Here is a 20,540-nt window from a genome sequence, read left to right on the forward strand (position 1 = left end):
ATTCTGATCCCTGGTGGCTTGGATTGCCGTCGATGTCTTACCCGGAAAAATTGAGCATTCGTTTCGGCTTGCGTTTGACCTGTTCTTCAGGCGAATTCGCCAACGCCTGATCCATCAAACTCCCCGCCTTATCCTTATCCGCCGCCCCCGGCAGCACCGGCGGTTTAATCCCGATCCCGGTCCCATTCCCAGGCGCCCCGCCAGCATTAATCTTCACCACCGGCCCAACCACCGTCACGCCGCCGCCATCGAGCTTGATAAAGCTGCCACCGCCAAGAATGGTCAGCTCAGTCCCGGCTTCAATAACGATCTTGTCCCCAGCCTTGAGGTGAATCTCTTTCCCGGCGCTGGTCAGTTGCGCAGTCCCCAGCTTGATGTGCTGGTTCTGTCCAACTGTCAGGTAATCATCGACTCGCGTTTCAACCTTGCGGTCGGAAACCGTGGTGCGGTGTTCTTCGGCCTTGAGCTCCGTGTAGGTGTTCTTCTCGACGGTGTCGTGGCGTTCGTTGCCGACCCGAATCTTCTGGTCGTGCTCGATGTTTTCATCCCAGTCGCGCTGGGCGTGGATGTAGATCTGCTCGGCGCCTTTTTTGTCTTCGATGCGCAGTTCGTTGTAGCCGCCGCCACCCGGTGAGCTGAGGGTTTTGAACACGCTGCGGGTTTTGTTCGCTGGCAAGGCGTACGGCACCGGGTTTTCCTTGTGATACAGGCAGCCGGTGACGAGGGGTTGGTCGGGGTCGCCTTCGAGGAAGGTGACGAGGACTTCCATGCCGATGCGCGGAATGCTGATGGCGCCGTAGCGGTCGCCGGCCCAGGAGCTGGAGACGCGTAGCCAGCAGCTGGTTTTGTCGTCGGCCTGGCCTTCGCGGTCCCAGTGGAACTGGACTTTGATGCGGCCGTATTGGTCGCAGTGGATTTCTTCACCGGCGGGGCCGGTGACGTGGGCGGTCTGGCTGCCGAGCACGCGGGGTTTCGGATGTTCGAGGGCCGGGCGGTAGAACACTTCCCACGGGGTGGCGAGGAAGGTGTTGCGGTAGCCCTGATGGAAGTCGTCCTTGTTGTCGGTGGTGTCGCTGGTCACGCCTTCTTCGAGGACTTGGGGTTGTTTGCCTTCGTGGAAGATTTCGGTGAGCAGCCACAGGTCGTTCCACTCGCTGCGCGGGTGGTCGGACATTTCCAGGAAGTGGCCGCTGACCAGACGGGTCTGGTCGCCGCGACCTTCGGCCTGACGGTAGTCGGCGCGGTGGCGTTCGAGGGCGCGTTGGCTGAGGAATTTGCCGCGCGCGCGGTCGATGAAGCGGCCGGGGTAGTCGTAGTCTTCCAGATCCGGTTCGGTGCTTTGGCTATCGGGAGCGGCGTCAGGTTTGTAGGCCGCTTCCATTTGCAGACGCGGCTTTTCAAAGTCGTAATCGCGGCGGGTGACGCGGCTGGTGCGGGTTTCCAGGCGCAGGCGGAAGCCTTTGATCACTGGTTCATCAGCCACCATGCCGCTGCCCTGAATGTAGGCGGTCGGCTGGCCGAGTTTGGGGAACACGGTCTGGTCGTCGCCGAATACCAGCAGGTGGCCTTTCGGGGTGTGCTGGAAGTGGTAGTGAATGCCTTCCTCTTCGCACAGGCGCTGGACGAAGTGCAGGTCGGTTTCGTCGTACTGCACGCAGTAGTCGCGATCCGGGCACGGCTGGCTCAACTGAAAGTTGTAGGCGTTGCCCTTGATGCCGTGCTCTTCGAGGATCAGTGCGATGATTTTCGGCGCCGACATCTGCTGGTAGATGCGCTGGTTGGTGCGGTGATGCAAGTATTGCAGTTGCGGCACCAGCGACACTTTGTAGCGGGTCAGGCGCTTGCCGGCATCGCCTTGGGCGACGCGGTAGATCTGGCCGTGAATGCCCGAACCTTGTGGATCGAAGGCGAGGAAGGCCTGCTTGTGCAGGAGCTTTTCCAGGTCCAGATCGGGGTTTTCGCTGACCAGTTCGAGGTCGAAACGAAACGGCTGGCTGATGCCTTCGGTGCCGGTGAACGCCAGCACTTGCAGGTCGCCCACGTAGTCTTCGACCTTGAGGCTGAAGTGGGTCTCGTTAGCTGAGTTGAACATTGTGTGCTCCCTGTTCGAATGTCATCCGTTACGCCCGAAACCGCAGACGTTGCAGCCAGGATGAAGTGGCGCCCAAGGCGTCACGCAGTTGTTCGGCAGTGATGGTGCGTTCTGCCGCATCGAAGCTCAGCGCGGTTTGCAGCGCTGGCCAACAGTGTTTCGGTAAGTTCTGCGGGGCTTGCAGCTCGCGCTCCAGGTGCTCGTCGCGGGCCTGGGTCGAGGGCAAGCGGCGGAACGGGTGTTTGCCGCCCGCCAGTTCGTAGATCACGCAGGCCACGCCGTACACGTCTGCGCTGGCCGACAAGGGTTGGCCCTCAAGCAGTTCGGGGGCGGCGTAGCCCGGGGTCCAGGCGTTGAAGCGCTCGCGGCTCAGGTGTGGCAGGCCGGGCAACGTGCCCTCTTCTGCCTGGCCGAGACCGAAGTCGAAGAGGCGCAAGCCTTCCTCGCTGAGCATGACGTTGCTCGGTTTCATGTCACCGTGCAGCACGCCGCGACGGTGGGCGTAGGCCAGCGTGTCGAGCAGCGGCAGGACGATGTCGCGCAGTTCTTTCCACGGCAGGCCGAGGGGCCGCTCGCAGAGCAATTTGTCCAGGGTCAGGCCACGCATGTATTCCATGGTGATGAAGGCCCGCTGGCAATCGGTGTCGACTTCAAAGGTGTGTGCGCGCACAACGTTGTCGTGGCGCAGGCGTCGGGTCAGGGCGAACTCACTGTAGAGCAAGGCACTGGCGTCCGGCGATTCGGCAAATTCTTCGCTGAGGATTTTCAGCGCGATGTAAGGGTCGGGATCGCCGAACTGTTCGTGCAGCAGATCCCTCGCCCGGTATACAGCGCCCATGCCGCCGGCCCCGAGCAGGCGCTCGAGGCGATAACGGCCGGCCAGCACGTCCGGCAACGCGCCGATGCTGGCCTTGGTGGGGGCCAGCGCGGGTTCCGCGTTATGGGCTTTGGCGAAGGCGAAGTAGGTCAGGTTGTTGGCCTGTTCTTCGCTCATCAGCAAGTCATCGATTGGCGATTCGATTTCACTCATTGGCGGATTACCACGGCGGTCAAATTGTCCCGAGCGGCGCCCCGCAGGGCACCGTCGAACAAACGTTCCAGCGCCACGTGCGGCGCGCTGAGGCTGAGGGCGTTGCCGAGGGCATCGCTGCTCAGGCCTTGATACAAACCATCGCTGCAGAGCAAAAACGCATCGCCCGGATAGACCTCGAGTTCTAGGACATCCAGGGTCAGTTGTTCGGCGGCGCCGACGGCTCGGGTCAACGCCTGAGCCGACGGGTGCGCTGCCGCTTGTTCGACGCTCATCTGTTGCTCGTCGATCAGTTGCTGTTGCAGCGAATGGTCTTTGGACAGTTGATACAGACGCTGGCCGCGCCACAGGTAGCAGCGGCTGTCGCCGGCCCAGATGCAGGCCGCGCGATTGCCTTCCACCAGCAGCGCCACGACGGTGCTGCCCATGATGCTGTCGTGACGGCCGGCAGTGACGGTCAACTCCTGCCCCAGGCGCCGGTTCAGCCAGTGCAGGCACTGGCGAATGGCTTTGAGGCGTTCGTCGAACTCGTCGTGTGCCGGCAGTTCAGCCAGGCTGGCGACGATCAACTGGCTGGCGACGTCGCCACCCTGATGACCGCCCATGCCGTCCGCGACCACCCACAGCCCCTGCTGCGGATGGTCGAGGAAGGCATCTTCGTTGCGCGCCCGCACCTTGCCCGGGTCAGTACGCGCCGCGCTGCGCCAGGGACTGGCCACCAGCATCAGAGCTGCACCGGCATACGGAAGGTGCGCAGCACGCCCATGTCGAACGGGTTCGGCGTGCGCTGGCTGGTCAGCAGGTAGTTGGCACGCAGGCCGCCTACGTCAGCTTTCAGCACCAGCACGTCGCGACCGGTCAGATACTCGGTCTGCATCAGGTCGAACAGACGGAACAGCGACCATGGGCCGGAGTTCTTCTCGATACCGATCGGGCGGCCGGCCATTTTGTCCATGACCAGGCTGGTGCGACCGTCTTCAGCATCGGTCGGCCACTTGAACGACATTGGCAGGATCGGGCCGTGACGGTATTCCATGGTCTTGTCGCCGAACTTGAACTCGGAACGGCTGACGGCCGGGTCGAGGGTGTACGGCTCCAGTTTGAACTGCACGGTCGGTTCGGCCGGGTTGATCGAGAAGAAGCTCTGACGAATCGTCAGTGCCGCCGCCATCTGATCGAGGTAGACCTTGGACACCGGCAGGCTGTGACCGTCGATGCTGCGCATGCGGTAGTTGCCCGGATCGCCGCTGACGAACGGACGCATGTAGCTGTCGAAGAAGCGGTCAACGGTGCCTTGCGCCTTGAAGAACTCGCGGAAGTCGCTGATCGCCACGTCGCTGGTGCTGCTGGCGCTGAATGGATAACGCTTGCTGATGGTCTTGCCATACACGCTGTACAGCTCGTTCTGATAACGGCCGTTGAGGTATTGGTAAGCATCGTTGAGCACCAGACGCCAGGAGTCTTCGGCCAGCACGTTGAACCACACGCTCAGTGGACGCGGCAGGCGACCGGAAGCGGTGCGCAGGTTGGTCAGCGCATCACGCTGGCCGCTCATGCGGGTTTTCGCCAGTTCGAACGCGGCTTGTTCCGGCGTGCTGGAACGGGCCAGACCGGACAGTTGCAGTTGCAGGTCGTTGAGCGCGGTGAAGGCAGGCGTCAGGTCGGCGCCCGGACCGTTGTTGTCATCGAGCAAACGATGCAGCGGTTCGAAGCGACGTTGCAGCGACTTCTTCGCGGTGTCCGGCAGGCTCTTGGCGACGTTCAGGGCCGAAGCCTTATCCGCCACGGCAGACGCCAGTTTGCCGACTTTACCCAGTTTGCCCTTTTGCCCCGCCAGTGCATCGGCGGCATCACCGGCTTCATCGACCGGATCGGCAGCTGCAGGGAAGCGGGTGTTTTCACGCACTTCAGTGAGCAATGCGAGCACCGGCGAGTTGGCCGAAGTCAGGCCCGCCAGTTGCTCGGCGCCTTCACCGGCGTCGCTGATCGGCGGCAAGGCTACCTGGCCAACGGCTTCGCTCCAGTAGTTGGCGTAGTCGCGGAAATACAGCTGCTCCAGTTCGACCATCAGGCGACGCAAGTCCATGTCGCTGATGCCCGCACCTTCGCCCAGCACCCAGTTGTCACGCAGGATGTCGGTGACCAGCGCCGAACCCTGCACCGAGAAGTACTGCTGATAACCGGTCTGCGTGTAGAAGCCCGGGATCACATATTCGGTGCCGATAAACAGCGCGCCTTGCGGGCCGAGGTGTTGGCTGAAACGGTATTCCGGCAGGTTGCGCGCCTGCTCGCGGAGCATGCGGTAAACCACGGTGGCCAGCGATTCGCTGCGCAATACCTGACGCGCCTGCGTGACCAACTGGTCGTTCAGCGGGTAGATAAACGGCAGCTTCAGCAGGCGTTCGAGGTGGGTGTTCAGACCGTTCTGCACCGCGGTGTTGCCGGTGTAGCGCTGCGACCAGTCAGTGGCGACCCAGTCCTTCAGCCATGCGGCGTCACGACGGTCTTTCATGTTCAGCATCAGGTACGCGCGCAGGCTGTTGAGCAGCTTTTCGCGGTCCTTCATGTTGGCGCGAATCTGCCCTTCGAGCATGGTCGCGACGCGTGGCAGCAGCTGCTTTTCAAGCTCGCGCTCGTAAGCCTCTTTCACCACCGGATTAACCGTTTCACCCTGATACAGACCGCCACGTTCAAGGTACGAGACGTCACCTTTTTTCGGGAAGGCCTGGGTCGCGGCGTAGCTGGTGTCGAGGGTTTTCAGCACACCCATCGCATCATCGCGCGGCGACAAGGCCGAGCGCTGCTGTGTCCAGTTCTGCGCCAGGTTGCGCAGGTTTTCCAGACGCTCGTAGTTGGCCGAGAAACCGCCAGCCCAAAGCATGCCGAACAGTGCCAATGCCGCCAGTGCGCCGACGTATAACGCACGTTGACCCCAATGGATGCGGCTGCGCTCGCGCTTGTCGAGACCGGCCAGATCGGCTTCAGGGAAAATCACTCGGCTGAGCAGGTGATGAATGAATCGCGAACGGCCGCTGCGCAGGGTCGGCAACACACCGGCGTTCAGGCCGAGGCTGGCGCCGATGCCGGCGGTGGTCGAATCCATCTCTTGCGTCAGGTGCGGTGCGCTGGTCAGGTAGAAACCGCGCAGTTGCGTAGCACGCTGATAACGGTTGCCGGTGAACGCCATGTCGACGAACAGGCACATGCGCTCGCCGATCTGCCCCAGTTGATGCGGGAAGTCGAGGATGCGGCCACGGCGCTGCGTGTCGCGCTCGGAGTGCATGCGCATGATCACTTGGCTGTTGAGGCGACGCAGCAGTTCTTCGAACTCGTTGCGCAGCACGGTCACGTCGGTACCGACCTGATCCTTGCGGAAACTGGTACCCAGCACCTGATCGCTTTCTTCGCGGGTCAGTTGATCGAAGAACTCGTCGAAACCAAGCAGCTTGTCAGCCTTGCTCAGCACCAGGTACACCGGCACGTCGACGTGCAGTTTCTGATGCACGTCTTGCAGGCGAGCACGCACCTGGCGCGCCAGGGTGTCGATATCTTGTTCGCTGCCGCCGAGCAGGGTTTCCACCGGAATGGTCACCAGCACGCCGTTCAACGGACGGCCACGACGACGCTTGCGCAACAGCTCCAGCAAGGTGGTCCAGGCGCTGCCGTCGACTTCGGCGTCAGGCTGCGTCAGGTAACGGCCGGCGGTGTCGATCAGCACACCGTGATCGGCGAAGTACCAGTCGCAATGACGGGTGCCGAGGGTGTCGCGGGTCAGTTTGCGGTCGATCTTGTTGATCGGGAATTCCAGACCGGAAAAGTCCAGCAGGCTGGTCTTGCCCGAGGCCTGTGGGCCGATCAACAGGTACCACGGCAAGTCGCTGCGCCAGCGTTCGCTGCGGCCGCGATACAGGCTCGAAGTCTTCAGGGTTTTCAGCGCGTCTTTGAAGCGCGCCTTCAACTCTTTCTGTTCTTCGTCGATCTGCTCTTCGCGGCGGATGCGATCCTGACCGTCTTCGGACTCTTCTTCGGCTTTCTTGCGAATGCCCGAGCGCCAGCTGACGAAGACCATGGTCAGGCCCCAGATCAGGAACAGCACGCTGATGGTCAACAGACGGGAGGTCGAACCTTCCCAGAACTTGTAATCATCAACCGCCAACAACGGGCCGACGAACCACACCAGCAGCGCCACGAACAGCACCAGCAGCAGGGTCCAGACCCAGGTCTGGCGCAGGAAGGCGCCGACTTTCTTGAAAAACTTTTTCATCACACGTCCCTGTTTACGGCTGCGACTGCGGCTGGACCGCGGCCGGATCAAGCGGCTGATATGGTTGCAGAACGGTGTCGCGCTGCTCGCCCAAGACCCAGGCGAAGCCTGAATACATCACCACCAGGCAGACGAAGGTGAACAACACCACCATCCACGCCGGCACGATGCGCACCAGGTTGCGGCGCTGATCGTTCAAGCCTTCCCAATGCGGCGACAACTCGCGCGGCACGTCGCCACGCAACTGACGGATCTGCCGGTACAAGGCGTCGCGGATGCCTTCAAGTTCGAGCATGCCGCGTGCCTGGACGCGGTACTTGCCCTCGAAACCGAGGGACAGGCACAGGTACATCAGTTCGAGCATCGGCAGGTGCTTGACCGGGTTCTTCGACAGCCGATCGAGCAACTGGAAGAACTTCTCGCCACCGAAGGTTTCGTTGTGGAAGCTGCTCAAAAGGCTCATCTGCGACCATTCGCTTTCGTTGCCCCACGGCGTGGTCACGACAGCTTCGTCGACCACGGTGCAGAGCACGTAACGCGCGGCCATCACCTGGCTGCTCTCGGCGCCGTTGTGCAGGGCGCGCACTTCAAACAGCTTGAGCCCGGCGGTCAGGCGCTCGTTGAGCGCGTAGAGATCTTCGCGGGTTTCGCTGTGCTTGAGGCGCACCACTTCCGAGAGCAGTTCGGAGGAAGCGGCCACCAGCGAATTGAGGCTGATGTTGAACGCTTCGGCCGGGCGCAGACGCGCGGCGTAGATCATCCGTTCTTCGAGTTGTTCGAACCGCGGCGGCGCGGCGAAGTCGGTCAGCGGACTCGACGCCGGGCCATGGCCCTGACGGTCGAGCAGGACGGTTTTGTCGTCCTGATTGTGTTCCATGTCCTTGATCATGTCGGTCAGTTCCTGATGGCCCAGAATTTCAGTTCAAGCTCGGCAAATTCGCCGGACACATGGAACGCGAAGCCGCCGGAGCGCTCGAGTTGTGCCAGGTCTTCGGAACTGAGTTCGAGGATGAAATAGGTTTTGTTCGAGTGGAACGCGATCTGCCGCGGGGCCACCGGCAACGGTTTGACCTTGATCCCCGGCAGGTGCAGGTTGACCAGTTGGCGGATGCGCTCCACCGGGCCGACCTTGAGGTGCGCCGGCAAGCGGTGGCGCAGTTCTTCGGAGTCGCAGTTGGCACTGGCCGCCAGCACGAACGATGCCGTGCCAAGCAGTTTGTGGTCGTGCAACGGCGACACGATGATGCCGTACTGACGCGCTTGCAGGATCAGCTCGATGGCGTGCTGTTCGAGCACCATCGACAGTACCTGACGAATTGCGTCCATCAGTTTGCGGAAGCTTGCGCCCTGATCGGCGTGCGAGTAGCGGCTGTCCAGACGCGGGCGTTTGCTGTCGCCTGAGAAAGTCGCCAGATCGCCGAGCATGGTCAGCAGCGTGCGGTACAACTCTTCCGGATGAACCTGCTCCAGCCCCAGGTAGTGGCGCAGCAGCAGTTCGGTACGGTTGATCAGTTGCAGCATCATGAAGTCGCCGACTTCCGCACCGCCGACCTTGCCGTTGGAGCGAATCCGCTCGGCAATCGTGTCGCCACGATGGTTGAGCATGCTGATGACTTCTTTCAGGCACGACAGCAGGTAGCTGGAGGCGTGGGCCTGAATGTAGGTCGGCACGAAGTCCGGGTCGAGGCTGATCACGCCGTCGGGCGTGGTGTCGAGCACGTCGCAGATCTTCAGCTTCACGTAGGCCTGATCGCTCTGCTGCTCGCCGAGCAGCAGTTTGAAGTCCGGGCGACCACAGCTGACCTGGCTGGCGGAATCGTCGCCGGCGTTGGAGTCGGCCACTTCGGCGTCGTACGCGGTGTAGCGCGCGAGAACGTCGGACTGCTCCGGACGGCGCGACTCGATGTGATTACCGGTGACCAGCGGCAGCGCCAGGTAGATCGGCGTGTTGCCGGTATTCGGCGGCACGTCCAGCGCCAGCGGCTCGGTGTTGCCGCCGAGTTCGAACAGGCTGCCGTCCGGCAAGATCCCCGAGGCAGCACTGATCACCAGTTTGCCCATGTTGAGAAACTGCAGGTCGATCTCCAGATTGAGGAAACCCCAGGTGTAACCCCCCAGCAACTGGGTGCGGGTTTTCATCTGGTGATCGTAGTAGCGATCGTTGTGCTGGAAGTGCTGCGGACGCAGCAGCATGCCTTCCTGCCAAATGACTTTATGGGTATTCATGGTCAGTCATCCGCCTTGGCGAGCACTTCATGGGTGTTGCGGATCCCGGCCTGATCCAGCGTCAGATCCGCGTCGGTGACTTCCAGCGGAGTGATCTGCACCGTGTAGCGCCATTTGGTTTCCGGCAGGTCACGGTAGGCGGCGAGGATGCCGACGTAGCGGCTGCCCTCCTCCACGCTGAGCTTCATTTCCACGGTTTCACCCGGGCGCAGTTCGATTTCTTCGCTGGCCACCAGATCCGGGTTGAGGGATTCCTTGGCGCGCTCGTAGAGGCTGAAGAAGTCAGCGTTCTCGAAGGTCACCGGGTGCTTGAGTTCGAACAGGCGCACGACGATCGGCGACGGCCGACCATTGAGATCCGGGTTCAACTGATCGCTACCGGTCAGTTTCAGATTGATCTTGGTCACTTTCGAGTACGGCGACAGCGACGAGCAACCGGCGAGCAGCACCAGCACGGTGAGCGCAGTCAGCGTCTTGAAAAAAGCGGTCGAGCGGCGAGACATGCGCATCATCCTTGGTGGTCGGTGTGGAGGGTGGAGATCAGGCGGATCTGTTCTTCGTAGGCCTGGGCGAAGTCGCGGGCCAACAGGCGTTCGCTCCAGTCATCGTCCTGACGCAGCGCCTGGTGATAACGACCGAACGCTCTCCAGCGCCCGCCCGACGTTGCAATCAACGGCTTGTTGTCGCGCTCGAAACGCAGGGTCAGTTGCTCCGGAGAGAAGTGCTCCAGCGTGCCGCGCACGGCGGCGCGGCTGGCGGTCAGCAACGCCACCTGATGCGCCTGCAAATCGCGGAACGCGCGGGAGATGGCTTGCTCGGCCGGCAGATGGCCAGGCTTGCTTGGTTGCAACAGAATCTGCAGCGCTTCGCTCGGATCAACGGCAAATTTCAGCGGATTCTTGTTGCTGCCTTGCACGGTGGTCTGGGCCAGACGCAGTTCGTTTTTAAGCTCCGAACGAGTACGCAGACTCTGCTGCAAACCGCCGACGCTCTGACGTAGCAAGCGCGCAGCGTTCAGCGCCAGGGCTTCACGCTCGTCGTGGCTGAGACCTTTGACGTCGACACCGAGCGCGGCACCGAATTGCTCCCAGAAACCTTCGCTCTGGCGCTCTACGGCTTTTGGCGCCGGCGCTGGCTCAGGTTCGGCGGGCGCGGCGATCAGCTCCGGCACCATCAGGCTTTCCATGTCGATGCGCGCATAGTCGGCGCGCTGACGGGAGTCCTCCGGGTCGGTGTTCGGCGCGAGCATTTCCTCGAATTCCGAGTACACGCGCTCTTGCTGTTCGAGGGATTTCAGCGGGTCGAGATCGAGGAACGCATCGTCCGGAATGATGCTGCCGGCCGCGCGCGGGCGCCCGGCTTCACCGTCGAACGCCGCCGGGTCACGGACCAGCCGCGCACGGATCTCGAAGTCGCCGAGCACATAGGTGCTGCCGTGCTCGATGCGCACCGGCTCACCCTTGTGCAGGCGCGCGCCGCTGTCGCCGTCCTGCACGCCGTTGCTACTGGCATCGGTGAGGAAAAACACACCGTCACGGAAGCTCACAATCGCGTGGTGATTGGACAGGTGACGCTTGCGGTCAGGGATGATCCAGTCGCAGTCCTCGCCCCGCCCGATCACGCCGCCGGCCTGTTTGAAGGTCTTCTGGCACAACTCGGTGGGCACGAACTGCTTGGTGTTCAGCATTTCGAAAACCAATTCCATGTTTGATGCTCCTTGCGGTCACTTGCCGCGATTGACCGCTTGCGGATCACCCAACGGGCGATAGTCGTTGTCGTTGAATTTGTAATTGCCGCTACAGCCGCCTAGGCCGCAAAGAACGACAAGGGTCAGCAGAACAGCGTGCCAGTGACGAACAGACATCAGAGAGTCTCCAGGGGTAGACAAAGCACAAGGCGCCGACCCTTGCGGGCGGCGCCATTATTAGCGAATTCATTGGCTTGGGAGGCTCTAAACCAAGGCTCAGAGCCAATCCAAGGAGGTGCCACGATCTCCTGTGGCGAGGGGACTTGGCGAAACGTCGCACCGCCCCGCTGGGGTGCGCAGCGCCCCCAAAACCTGCCAGCGCGGTCTCTGAGTGAAACCGTATTTACCGGACTGCGACTGCTGCGCAGCCGGACGGGGATAAATCCCCTCGCCACAGGGTATGTTTTGAGTTCGACGAACTGCTGTAACTCAACCATCGAAGTCACCCAAATTGATATTCAGGCGACCGAGGCGATACAGCAGCGTGCGACGTGGCAGGCCCAGTTCGCGGGCGGCGAGGGTCTGGTTGCCGTCGTTCTTGCGCAGGCAATCGAGCAGCAGACTGCGTTCGACTTTTTCCAGGCGTTCGCGCAGGTTCAGGCCGCTGTGGTCGTCGGGCATCGGTTCCATGCGCAGGGAGAAATGCTCGTCCAGCAACTCGCCGCCCTCGCACAACAGCACCGCGCGTTCGACCAGGCCTTTGAGCTCGCGAACGTTGCCGGGGAAGTTGTAGCCAGACAGATGCTCCAGTGCCGCTTCCGACCAGCGCACCGGGTCGCGCTGCAAGAACGAGCAGGCCTTGTCGGCGAAATGCCGCGCCAGTTCGAGAATGTCGCTTTCGCGATGACGCAGCGCCGGCAGTTCGATCGGGAATTGCGCGAGGCGGTAATACAAGTCCTCGCGGAATTTGCCTTCGCTGACCAGCACCGACAGATCACGGTGCGTCGCGGCGATGATGCGCACATCGATCTTGTGCGTGTCGTTGGAGCCCAACGGACGGATCTCGCCTTCCTGCAACACGCGCAGCAACTTGGCCTGCAACGACAGCGGCATGTCGCCGATTTCATCGAGCAACAGCGTGCCGCCATTGGCCGCGTCGAACAGCCCGGCACGGTCGCGATCGGCGCCGGTGAAGGCACCTTTGCGGTAGCCGAACAGTTCGCTTTCCAGCAGGTTTTCCGGGAACGCCGCGCAGTTCTGCACGATAAACGCTTGGGAACGTCGCGGGCCGCAGTCGTGAATCGCTCGCGCCACAACTTCCTTGCCGGTGCCGGTTTCGCCGCGCAACAGCACGGTGTACGGGCTGTGCAAGACCTTGCTGATCAGCGAGTAGGTCTGGCGCATCGCCGCACTTTTGCCGATCAGGCCATAACCGCTGACGTTGGCCACACTGCGCGACATCGGCGCGACCACATCCACTGGCTGACGCAGACGTTGCAGCAAGTGCAACTGACCCAACACGAACGAGCCGAGCTGGCCGAGGGAATGGGCGAAGCCTTGCAGGTCGACGCGGCGATGGCTGGCACACAGCAGCAAGCCTTCAACTGCCTTGTGCTGATTGACCAGCGGCACACACAGCAACGATTGCCAGGCCTGCGTTGCGACCGGCAGGAAACTGGTTTCGTGCAGGCTGCCGCCGAGGTCGTCGAGGCACACCACGCGGTTCTGGCACAGGGCGAATTGCAACAGTTGCTCACCGTTGTAATCCGCCGGCAGGCTTGCCGCTTCGCGCGGTTGCAGCGCGCCGTCGAGGTACTCGGCGTTCATCCCCAGGCAAGTGTGGGTAGCGTCGAGCAGGTACAACTGCGTCAATTCGCAGCCGCTCAACTCGGCCAGCCCACGCACGAAGTCACCCAAGAGCGCAGCGCCGTCTGCCGCACGCGACAGACTGGCGAACTGCGCCAGCAACGCTTCGGCATAGACCAGCGGCTGCGGCACTTGAGTGAACATCACGCCCACCTCAGGCGAACTCGCACGTCACGCTGGCTTCGCCGTCGAGCGTGGCATGCACACGCTTGAGGCTTTCACCGGTGGCCATCGCGTCGAGCAGACGATCCGCTACCAGCGGCAGCACGTGCTGATCAAGCAAGTGATCGATCAGGCGCGCACCGCTTTCGCTTTGCGTGCAACGCTCGGACAAGTGATCGACGAGGTTCTGGCACCAAGTGAAATCCAGCTGACGACGATTGAGACGCTCGCCGAGACGACCGAGTTTGATCTCGATCAGCTCGCGCAATACCGGGCCGCCAACCGGGTAGTACGGCACCACTTTCATCCGCGCCAGCAGCGCCGGTTTGAAGTGTTTGCTGAGCACCGGGCGAATGGTTTCCTCGAGCACTTCGGCGGTTGGCCGTGCACCGTTTTCGCAGAGGTCGCTGATACGGTCGCTGCCGAGGTTCGAGGTCATCAGGATCAACGTGTTGCGGAAATCGATCTCGCGACCTTCGCCGTCGTTGGCCACGCCTTTGTCGAAGATTTGGTAAAACAGGTTGAGCACGTCCGGGTCAGCCTTCTCGACCTCATCGAGCAGCACCACCGAGTACGGTTTCTGCCGCACGGCTTCGGTGAGCATGCCGCCCTCGCCATAACCGACGTAGCCCGGTGGCGCGCCGATCAGGCGCGAAACAGTGTGCTTCTCCTGGAACTCGGACATGTTGATGGTGGTGATGAAACGATCGCCGCCGTACAGCAGGTCAGCGAGCGCCAGCGCGGTTTCGGTTTTACCGACGCCGCTCGGGCCGACCAGCAGGAACACACCGACCGGTGCATCAGGTTTGTTGAGGCCGGCAGCGGTGGCGCGCATCGAGCGGTCCAGTGCGTGTACGGCTTGCTCCTGACCACGGATGCGCGTGCGCAGGTCGGTGGCGAAACTGGCGACCTTGGCGTTGTGCTCACGGGCCAGTTGCGCCAGTGGCACACCGGTCCAGGCGCTGATCACTTCGGCGACCAGACGCGGGCAGACTTCAAAGCTGACCAGACGCTCCTTGACCTGTGCGGCAGTCAGCTCGGCGTGAGTCTTGTTCAGTTCGGCTTCCAGCGCTTCAACGCTTTGGCCTTCTTCAACGTCGGCTGTGAGATTTTCGATCACGGTGCCTTCGGCGTCTTCTTCAACGCTGACGGTCGGCTCGACAGCCGCAGCCTCACGAGCCTTGGCCAGTTGCTGACGCAGTTCCAGCAGGCGCTCGGCCAAGGCTTTCTGTTCGGTCCACTGGGTTTCCAGTGCGACCATCTCATCTTCGGCTTCGTCGAGACGCGCTTCCAGCGCATCGAGTGCTTCGTGGTCGATCAGCAAGCCAGCTTCGGCGTCGCGGCGCAGGGCCTGACGCTGACGGCCACCTTCAGCCAATTCGCCACGCAGGCGTTCGAGGCTTTCCGGGGCCGCGGCGAGGCTGATGCGTACGCGGGCGCAAGCGGTGTCGAGCACATCAACGGCTTTGTCCGGCAGTTGGCGACCGGCCAGATAACGGGCCGACAGTTCCGCCGCCGAGACCACCGCGTCATCGCGCAGGTAGATACCGTGGCTCTTCTCGTAAACCTGGGCCAGGCCACGGAGGATGGTCACCGCTTCGCTGACGGTCGGTTCGTGCAACTGCACCGGTTGGAAACGACGGGCCAGGGCCGGGTCTTTCTCGAAGTATTTCTTGTATTCGGCCCACGTGGTCGCGGCGATGGTGCGCAGTTCGCCGCGCGCCAGTGCCGGTTTCAGCAGGTTGGCCGCATCGGAACCGCCGGCATTGCCACCCGCGCCGATCAGGGTGTGGGCTTCGTCGATGAACAGAATGATCGGTTTCGGCGAGGCTTTGACTTCGTCGATCACACCTTTGAGGCGACGCTCGAACTCACCTTTGACGCTCGCGCCGGCCTGCAACAGGCCCATGTCCAGCGACAGCAACTCGACGCCTTTAAGCACCTGCGGCACTTCACCGGCAGCGATGCGCGAAGCGAGGCCTTCAACGATGGCGGTCTTACCGACACCGGCTTCACCGACCACGATCGGGTTGTTCTTGCGGCGACGGGCGAGGATGTCGACCATCTGACGGATCGCGCCGTCACGGCACAGCACCGGGTCGAGTTTGCCGTCGCGGGCCTGTTGGGTCAGGTTGTGGGTGAAGCGCTGCAACAGCGATTCGCCCTGCGCGGCCGGTTTGCCATTGGCCGCCGGTTGCTCTTTTTGCGACAGGGCAAACTCTTTCAGGCGATCGATGTTCAGCTTGGCGAGCAGCGGCTGATAACGGCTGCCGGCGTAGCGCATCGGGTTGCGCAGCAGCGCGAGAATCAGCGCGGCGTCTTCGACCTGGGTCTGGCCCAGTTCGAGGTTGGCCACCAGCAAGGCGTCTTGCAGCCATTGCACCAGTTCCGGAGCAAACACCGGATTGCGCGATGCGCTGTGTTCAACTCGCGACTGCAGTGCGGCGCTCAGTTCACCGGCGTCGACATCAGCATCCTGCAACGCGCGTGCGAGCAAGCCGTTAGGACGCTCGAGCAGGCCGAGCATCAGGTCTTCGACGAGGATCTTGCTGCCGCCACGGGCGACGCAACGCTCGGCCGAACGCTCCAGATCACGACGGGTTTCGGCGTCCAGCGCCTGGATGAGTTGTTGCAGGTCTACGTTGATCATGGCTCACGTCCTTAATGAATTTTGCTGCCCAGGGTCACCACGCCGTCCGCTTTTTCGCGGCCCAGCCAACTGGTCCAGCCGAGGCGACAGGCGTTCTGCTCACCGATGCGCAGTTCGCGGATTTCTTCCTGGCGCAAGACCAGGCGGATGTCGTAATCAAGCGGGTCACGCAGGGTGAACCGCACCAGCGCGCAGAGCGGCTGGTAACCAAAACCGATCGGCAGGAATTCATGGAATCGCTGCCAGTCGAGCTGGGTGATGTGAATGCGGAATTTGCCGCTGCGGTCGCGCACGTGCTCACCGAGCACGAGGTCTTCGCCGAGCACGCTGTTGTCGCGGCCCAAACGATTGCGCTGTTCTTCGAGAATTTCCACGCGACGCTCGATGCACTGCTCGATGACCAGGTCTTCGTGCTTGAAGTAGTACCGCAGCACGGCTTCGATCAACGCCGCCGAGTGCGCGCGCAAGCTGAGCAGACCGAGGTACGGCAACAGGCGCTTCCAGTTGAGTTCCTTGGCCTTGCGGATCTCGTCGCCGCCCAGGCCGATCAGCGCAAACAGCTGCGACGAGAACGGGTCGAGCGCGCCACTCTGGAAGCTCGCGCGATAGCGGTACTTGCGCCAGATCGGCAGCATCAGCCGTTGCAGGCGATGGTGGAACAGGTCGAGGAAATTGCGCGTCGGGTTGCCGTCCTCGCTGTCGCCCAGGGCCTGTTCGCCGTAGAACGCCGGCAACGGCGAACCCGAGCCCACCAGGCCGATCAGGTTGAAACGCATGCGCGCGCGCATCTGCCCGTGCTCTTCGAAAAACTCCACGCGATCGACGTCGCTGCGCGGAAAGCCCAGGCTCGGGTTGGCCTGGAACTCGACCTGATCGTACAGATCGTCTTCGCTCAGGTGCGGGTGTGCTTCGCGCAGCCGGTCAATCACCAGCAGCACGGCCTGAAACAGCGAGTACTCGCGTATTACCTTGGTCAGCCCGCTTAAAGCAGGGGCTGAAGGCCCATACGTGGTGTCCATTGGTACACCTCTCCCTGTGTGCTTTTTACGCGCAATTCATGGAATGAATTGAGACTGGCGTAAAGCGCGAAAAACTCGTTAAGAACCGAAGCGAAGACGAACAGGTCGCCCTCGCCGATGTACCCTTCCGGGTCGATGGTCAGCTCGGTGCGCAAACCGCGTACCGGCAGGCCACGGTGCAACCGATCGACGTGGTGATGCTTGATGTGCTTGAGGCCGCCGAGCAGGCGCTTGCTGACCTTTTCCGCGTGCTGGTCGTAGTAGCGCGGCAAGTCGTAGGTTTCGAGAATCACCTTCAACGCATTGACGTCGGCCAGCGACAGATAGTTAAGCGACATGTTGCTGATCAGCTTCCACAGGAAGTCACGGTTCAGCGGTGGCGCAAAACTCGAGGTCGCCGGGGTGATGTTGCGGAAACTCAAGAACTCCGGCGTCTCTTCGCAAGCCATGCAGATGTCGCCGAGCTTGAGCTTGCGCGGCAGGTTCTGGTTGGTGCACATCAGCTCGATCGACAGGGTTTCGTGGGCCTCGGTGTGGCGAATGCCGAAGCTCAGGTAGGTGTCGAGACCGTCGTGCAACAGCGACGAACGCTGGCGAATGCTGTAGTGCGGACGGCTGTTGGGCACGTCGAAACTCGGGTCGTGCTCAAAGGATTCGAACGGCACGTACTCCTGATAGCCAAGGCCGCCGGGCTTCCAGCCGGTCACCGTTTCCACCGAGAACACGCCGCAGTTTTCCAGGTCGTATTCCGCCGGTAGCAGCAGGTATTCGTCCTGTTTGCCATCGAGGCGAATCGGCAGTGCGTCGTGCGCAAACAGGTTGGCAATTGGCGTGCAGAACAGCTTCACGTTATCCAGCGTCGGGCGCATGCGCATGATGCCGCTCTTGCGAATGTCGAAACGCAATTCGAGGCCGCGCATCTGCTTGAGCGTGTCTTCGGGCAGCGCCTTGAGAATGTCCAGACCGTTGACGTCGACGAACAGGAACTTGTCCTGGAAGGCGAAGTATTCCTGCAGGTAGCGATAGCCACGGAAGGTGTTCAGCGGATACGGGATCAACGCTTCTTCTTCGGCAAAGCCCACTGGTTTGACCCGGTCACCCGGAATCTTGAACGCCATCGGCTTGCCGCTGACGCCATCAATGGGCTTGCCGGCGCCGTCGAGCGGGATCAGTTCGATGCCTTCAAGGTTGCGCAGCAGGCTCAGGTAAAGCATCTGGCTGATATATCGCTCACCGGCGAAGTGCAAGCGCAGTTTGCTCAGTTCCAGTTCACCGAGGTGACCATCGGCGCTCATTTCCAGACGCAGGCTGAGCAGCGAACCGTCGCCCTTCACCGAGTAATTCAGCGCGGCCAGATCCAGTGGCAACACTTCGGTCGGGTAGCAGGTGCGGAAGCGGCAACGCACGTCTTCGATCGGCACGCTTTCGATAGGGGTATCACGCTCGACTTTCAGCGCCGGCCCGGAGCGCTTCAGCGGGTCGAACTGCAAGATGCTGAACGCCGGCAGCGGGCGCATGTAGTTCGGCCACAGCAGTTGCATCAGCGAATGGCTGAGTTCCGGCAGCTCGTCATCGAGCTTCTGGCGCAAGCGCCCGGTCAGAAACGCAAAGCCTTCGAGCAACCGCTCCACGTCCGGATCCCGCCCGGCCTGCCCCAGATACGGGGCCAGCGCCGGACTACGCTCGGCGAAACGGCGACCGAGTTGGCGCAGAGCGGTGAGTTCGCTTTGGTAGTAGTGGTTAAAGGACACGGGTTACCTGCCTGGTAGTGGAACTCATCAAAAAAATATCCTGTAGAGCGCCGGCTTAAATAAAGCTTCGGGAGTGCCACCGCTCAAAATTCAAGCGCAGCACAAACGCCAAGAAGCTCATACTGGTAGTGAGGCCACCGTAGGCAAATGCTCGCACCGGGTTGTCTGGCAAGAAATAAAACAACACAACACTCAGCATTACTGCTATCCCTAGCAGCTTGAATAAAACCCTTGGAATAAAGAAAATTATAAAATTTACAAATATAAAAAAATAAAAAACCAGCTCTGCAACACCACCTATTGCTGCCCCCTATCTGTAAAGCCCACATGCAACTTGTAATAAACAACACCAACATCGTGCACGTAGAAATACAAAAAACCAACAAGCAGATAAATAGCGGCACCAATGATAACTTTCACAATCATGCTTCCCATGTTTTGTATTTTGCCAACAGGCCTGCATCAATTGACGTTTTTAGCCGCACATTAGAGGCTGGCTTGTACACGGTACTTGCAACTGTTGCACCGTCGATCCCAAATCTTTGACCACTCAGGGGTCTTTTTTCTAGTACCAGTTCAAAGTTCTCGGAAGCCCACAAACAAGCCCTGATAATTATGAAGTTATCGTAGACATTCTCACTACCATCATCGCTGCCGCCGATTGTTCCATCTGCCCAATCCAAGCCAGTCTGGCCCGTCTTCCTAATCGCGGAATCAATTTCTCGGGTTTCTTCCCAATATTTGCGAAAGGTATCCACTGCGAATGGAATTTGCCCTAGCCCATCTGTCCAGTAAGGATCACCTTCAACTAGACAAAGAAGATATTTTGCCCCACCTTCAGGTTGTTTTTTCCAATCACCCGGAAGATTCTTATAGTAAGCGAACGAAGGCCTATCTACGATTGCAAAGTCAATAATTGATTGCCACGTATGCTGTCGATAAGCGTCGTAAACTTCCGAGCCCTCAACATTGCTATTCGGGTTAACCCACAACCGCTCGCGGTAGAAATCAGCCAGCGGCTCAAACCACTGAATTTTTTCAGCGTATAATTTTTCAGCGCTCATGATGCGAAAAGGCTTATCACAAACATCTGGTTTTACAGCGAATAGAGGCACGCCATTAGAACGAGTCACCAACCACGCTTCAGGGAGATTTAAAGTTCCAGGATCCGTGTCGTTACTGGCGGTCGTTTTGTCATCAAGCCTTAACGCAGTAGCACCATCTTCGGTAACAAAGGTATAAGGCACACCACCAATTTCAACTATCGTTTCCAAGATCTTACTCCGATGTTACAAAGATCGAGACGGGCTCAGGTTTCTGTCCAGTTGAGAAACTGGCAGAAGTTCCTGCGACTGCAGTACCAAACTTCTCGATCCCACTTTCCGAAACTATTTTGTAGTTCAGTCCTTCAACCGTTTTCCCACTGGCAGTTTTAAAGGCAAAAACACGATTGAATATTCCCGGAATAATCACAGGCAACGGCGGCACAAACGGCGCCGGCGAATGCGAATTCCCGATAATCACCGTCGAAGACCCAGCCGTAACCTTGTTGCCGTGGGAGCCAACGGAATCAACCGTGACAGCAGACTTGCCGTTGATTTTCACCGTCGTGGCCAAACCGCCGACCATCGCACCACCACACGCGGAGGCATCGCCTTCGCGGGCGGCCGCGAGGCCGTCGAAGAACACGTCGCCAGAACCAGCGGCGATCGGGTTGGTACCGTGGCCGGGGAGCGGGCAAGCGGTGGGGTCGGATACGCGTGCTGCGGGTTTGCCAGACATCGGGGTTATCC

General features: G+C 60.8%; 15 protein-coding genes. All 15 read right to left on the bottom strand.

Features of this window, described 5'->3' with window-relative positions; translation table 11 throughout:
* Positions 1 to 37: 37 nt before the first annotated feature.
* Positions 38 to 2,092, bottom strand: coding sequence for a type VI secretion system Vgr family protein (locus JFT91_RS05200; protein WP_201231741.1), 2,055 nt, complete (start codon positions 2,090 to 2,092; stop codon positions 38 to 40).
* 28 nt (positions 2,093 to 2,120) lie between these two features.
* Positions 2,121 to 3,122 carry a serine/threonine-protein kinase gene (locus tag JFT91_RS05205; RefSeq protein WP_201231742.1) on the bottom strand — a complete coding sequence of 334 codons (1,002 nt, stop codon included), beginning with the start codon at positions 3,120 to 3,122 and terminating at the stop codon, positions 2,121 to 2,123.
* Positions 3,119 to 3,847 carry a PP2C family protein-serine/threonine phosphatase gene (locus JFT91_RS05210; protein WP_008078706.1) on the bottom strand — a complete coding sequence of 243 codons (729 nt, stop codon included), beginning with the start codon at positions 3,845 to 3,847 and terminating at the stop codon, positions 3,119 to 3,121. Before JFT91_RS05210 ends, JFT91_RS05205 begins: the two co-directional genes overlap by 4 nt.
* Positions 3,847 to 7,386, bottom strand: a complete 3,540-nt coding sequence (gene tssM, locus JFT91_RS05215) for a type VI secretion system membrane subunit TssM (protein ID WP_201231743.1) — start codon at positions 7,384 to 7,386, stop codon at positions 3,847 to 3,849. Before tssM ends, JFT91_RS05210 begins: the two co-directional genes overlap by 1 nt.
* Before the next feature lie 13 nt (positions 7,387 to 7,399).
* A complete protein-coding gene (gene icmH / locus JFT91_RS05220) occupies positions 7,400 to 8,275 on the bottom strand; it encodes a type IVB secretion system protein IcmH/DotU (protein ID WP_008078709.1) in 876 nt (291 codons plus the stop codon).
* Positions 8,276 to 8,280: 5 nt separating this feature from the next.
* The gene (gene tssK / locus JFT91_RS05225) at positions 8,281 to 9,612 is read right to left on the bottom strand and encodes a type VI secretion system baseplate subunit TssK (RefSeq protein ID WP_201229337.1); all 1,332 of its coding nucleotides are present in this window, start codon (positions 9,610 to 9,612) and stop codon (positions 8,281 to 8,283) included.
* A 2-nt stretch (positions 9,613 to 9,614) separates the two neighbouring features.
* A complete protein-coding gene (gene tssJ / locus JFT91_RS05230; protein ID WP_201229339.1) occupies positions 9,615 to 10,115 on the bottom strand; it encodes a type VI secretion system lipoprotein TssJ in 501 nt (166 codons plus the stop codon).
* Positions 10,116 to 10,120: 5 nt separating this feature from the next.
* The gene (gene tagH, locus JFT91_RS05235) at positions 10,121 to 11,317 is read right to left on the bottom strand and encodes a type VI secretion system-associated FHA domain protein TagH (RefSeq protein WP_201231744.1); all 1,197 of its coding nucleotides are present in this window, start codon (positions 11,315 to 11,317) and stop codon (positions 10,121 to 10,123) included.
* A gap of 18 nt (positions 11,318 to 11,335) precedes the next feature.
* Positions 11,336 to 11,476, bottom strand: a complete 141-nt coding sequence (locus tag JFT91_RS05240) for a hypothetical protein (RefSeq protein WP_003229566.1) — start codon at positions 11,474 to 11,476, stop codon at positions 11,336 to 11,338.
* A 312-nt stretch (positions 11,477 to 11,788) separates the two neighbouring features.
* Positions 11,789 to 13,309 (bottom strand): sigma-54 interaction domain-containing protein, encoded by a 1,521-nt coding sequence (locus JFT91_RS05245; RefSeq protein WP_201229343.1) that lies wholly within the window; start codon positions 13,307 to 13,309, stop codon positions 11,789 to 11,791.
* 10 nt (positions 13,310 to 13,319) lie between these two features.
* Positions 13,320 to 15,977, bottom strand: a complete 2,658-nt coding sequence (gene tssH, locus JFT91_RS05250; RefSeq protein ID WP_201231745.1) for a type VI secretion system ATPase TssH — start codon at positions 15,975 to 15,977, stop codon at positions 13,320 to 13,322.
* An 11-nt stretch (positions 15,978 to 15,988) separates the two neighbouring features.
* Entirely contained in the window at positions 15,989 to 16,996 is a 1,008-nt protein-coding gene (tssG, locus tag JFT91_RS05255) for a type VI secretion system baseplate subunit TssG (RefSeq protein ID WP_201229347.1), read from the bottom strand.
* A complete protein-coding gene (gene tssF, locus JFT91_RS05260) occupies positions 16,960 to 18,747 on the bottom strand; it encodes a type VI secretion system baseplate subunit TssF (RefSeq protein WP_201229349.1) in 1,788 nt (595 codons plus the stop codon). The genes tssG and tssF overlap by 37 nt, the downstream gene beginning before the upstream one ends.
* Positions 18,748 to 19,169: 422 nt before the next feature.
* Entirely contained in the window at positions 19,170 to 20,021 is an 852-nt protein-coding gene (locus JFT91_RS05265) for a hypothetical protein (RefSeq protein WP_201231746.1), read from the bottom strand.
* A gap of 4 nt (positions 20,022 to 20,025) precedes the next feature.
* Positions 20,026 to 20,529 (bottom strand): PAAR domain-containing protein, encoded by a 504-nt coding sequence (locus tag JFT91_RS05270; protein ID WP_201231747.1) that lies wholly within the window; start codon positions 20,527 to 20,529, stop codon positions 20,026 to 20,028.
* Positions 20,530 to 20,540 lie beyond the last annotated feature (11 nt).

This window comes from Pseudomonas sp. TH08, assembly GCF_016651275.1.
GTDB lineage: Bacteria > Pseudomonadota > Gammaproteobacteria > Pseudomonadales > Pseudomonadaceae > Aquipseudomonas.

What these genes read in the sequence shown, in the direction of transcription:
- tssM (WP_201231743.1), bottom strand. Translation starts at nt 7,386, where the DNA reads ATGAAAAAGTTTTTCAAGAAAGTCGGCGCCTTCCTGCGCCAGACCTGG.
- JFT91_RS05205 (WP_201231742.1), bottom strand. Translation starts at nt 3,122, where the DNA reads ATGAGTGAAATCGAATCGCCAATCGATGACTTGCTGATGAGCGAAGAA.
- JFT91_RS05210 (WP_008078706.1), bottom strand. Translation starts at nt 3,847, where the DNA reads ATGCTGGTGGCCAGTCCCTGGCGCAGCGCGGCGCGTACTGACCCGGGC.
- tssG (WP_201229347.1), bottom strand. Translation starts at nt 16,996, where the DNA reads ATGGACACCACGTATGGGCCTTCAGCCCCTGCTTTAAGCGGGCTGACC.
- tssH (WP_201231745.1), bottom strand. Translation starts at nt 15,977, where the DNA reads ATGATCAACGTAGACCTGCAACAACTCATCCAGGCGCTGGACGCCGAA.
- JFT91_RS05270 (WP_201231747.1), bottom strand. Translation starts at nt 20,529, where the DNA reads ATGTCTGGCAAACCCGCAGCACGCGTATCCGACCCCACCGCTTGCCCG.
- JFT91_RS05200 (WP_201231741.1), bottom strand. Translation starts at nt 2,092, where the DNA reads ATGTTCAACTCAGCTAACGAGACCCACTTCAGCCTCAAGGTCGAAGAC.
- tssJ (WP_201229339.1), bottom strand. Translation starts at nt 10,115, where the DNA reads ATGTCTCGCCGCTCGACCGCTTTTTTCAAGACGCTGACTGCGCTCACC.
- tagH (WP_201231744.1), bottom strand. Translation starts at nt 11,317, where the DNA reads ATGGAATTGGTTTTCGAAATGCTGAACACCAAGCAGTTCGTGCCCACC.
- JFT91_RS05240 (WP_003229566.1), bottom strand. Translation starts at nt 11,476, where the DNA reads ATGTCTGTTCGTCACTGGCACGCTGTTCTGCTGACCCTTGTCGTTCTT.
- icmH (WP_008078709.1), bottom strand. Translation starts at nt 8,275, where the DNA reads ATGATCAAGGACATGGAACACAATCAGGACGACAAAACCGTCCTGCTC.
- JFT91_RS05245 (WP_201229343.1), bottom strand. Translation starts at nt 13,309, where the DNA reads ATGTTCACTCAAGTGCCGCAGCCGCTGGTCTATGCCGAAGCGTTGCTG.
- tssK (WP_201229337.1), bottom strand. Translation starts at nt 9,612, where the DNA reads ATGAATACCCATAAAGTCATTTGGCAGGAAGGCATGCTGCTGCGTCCG.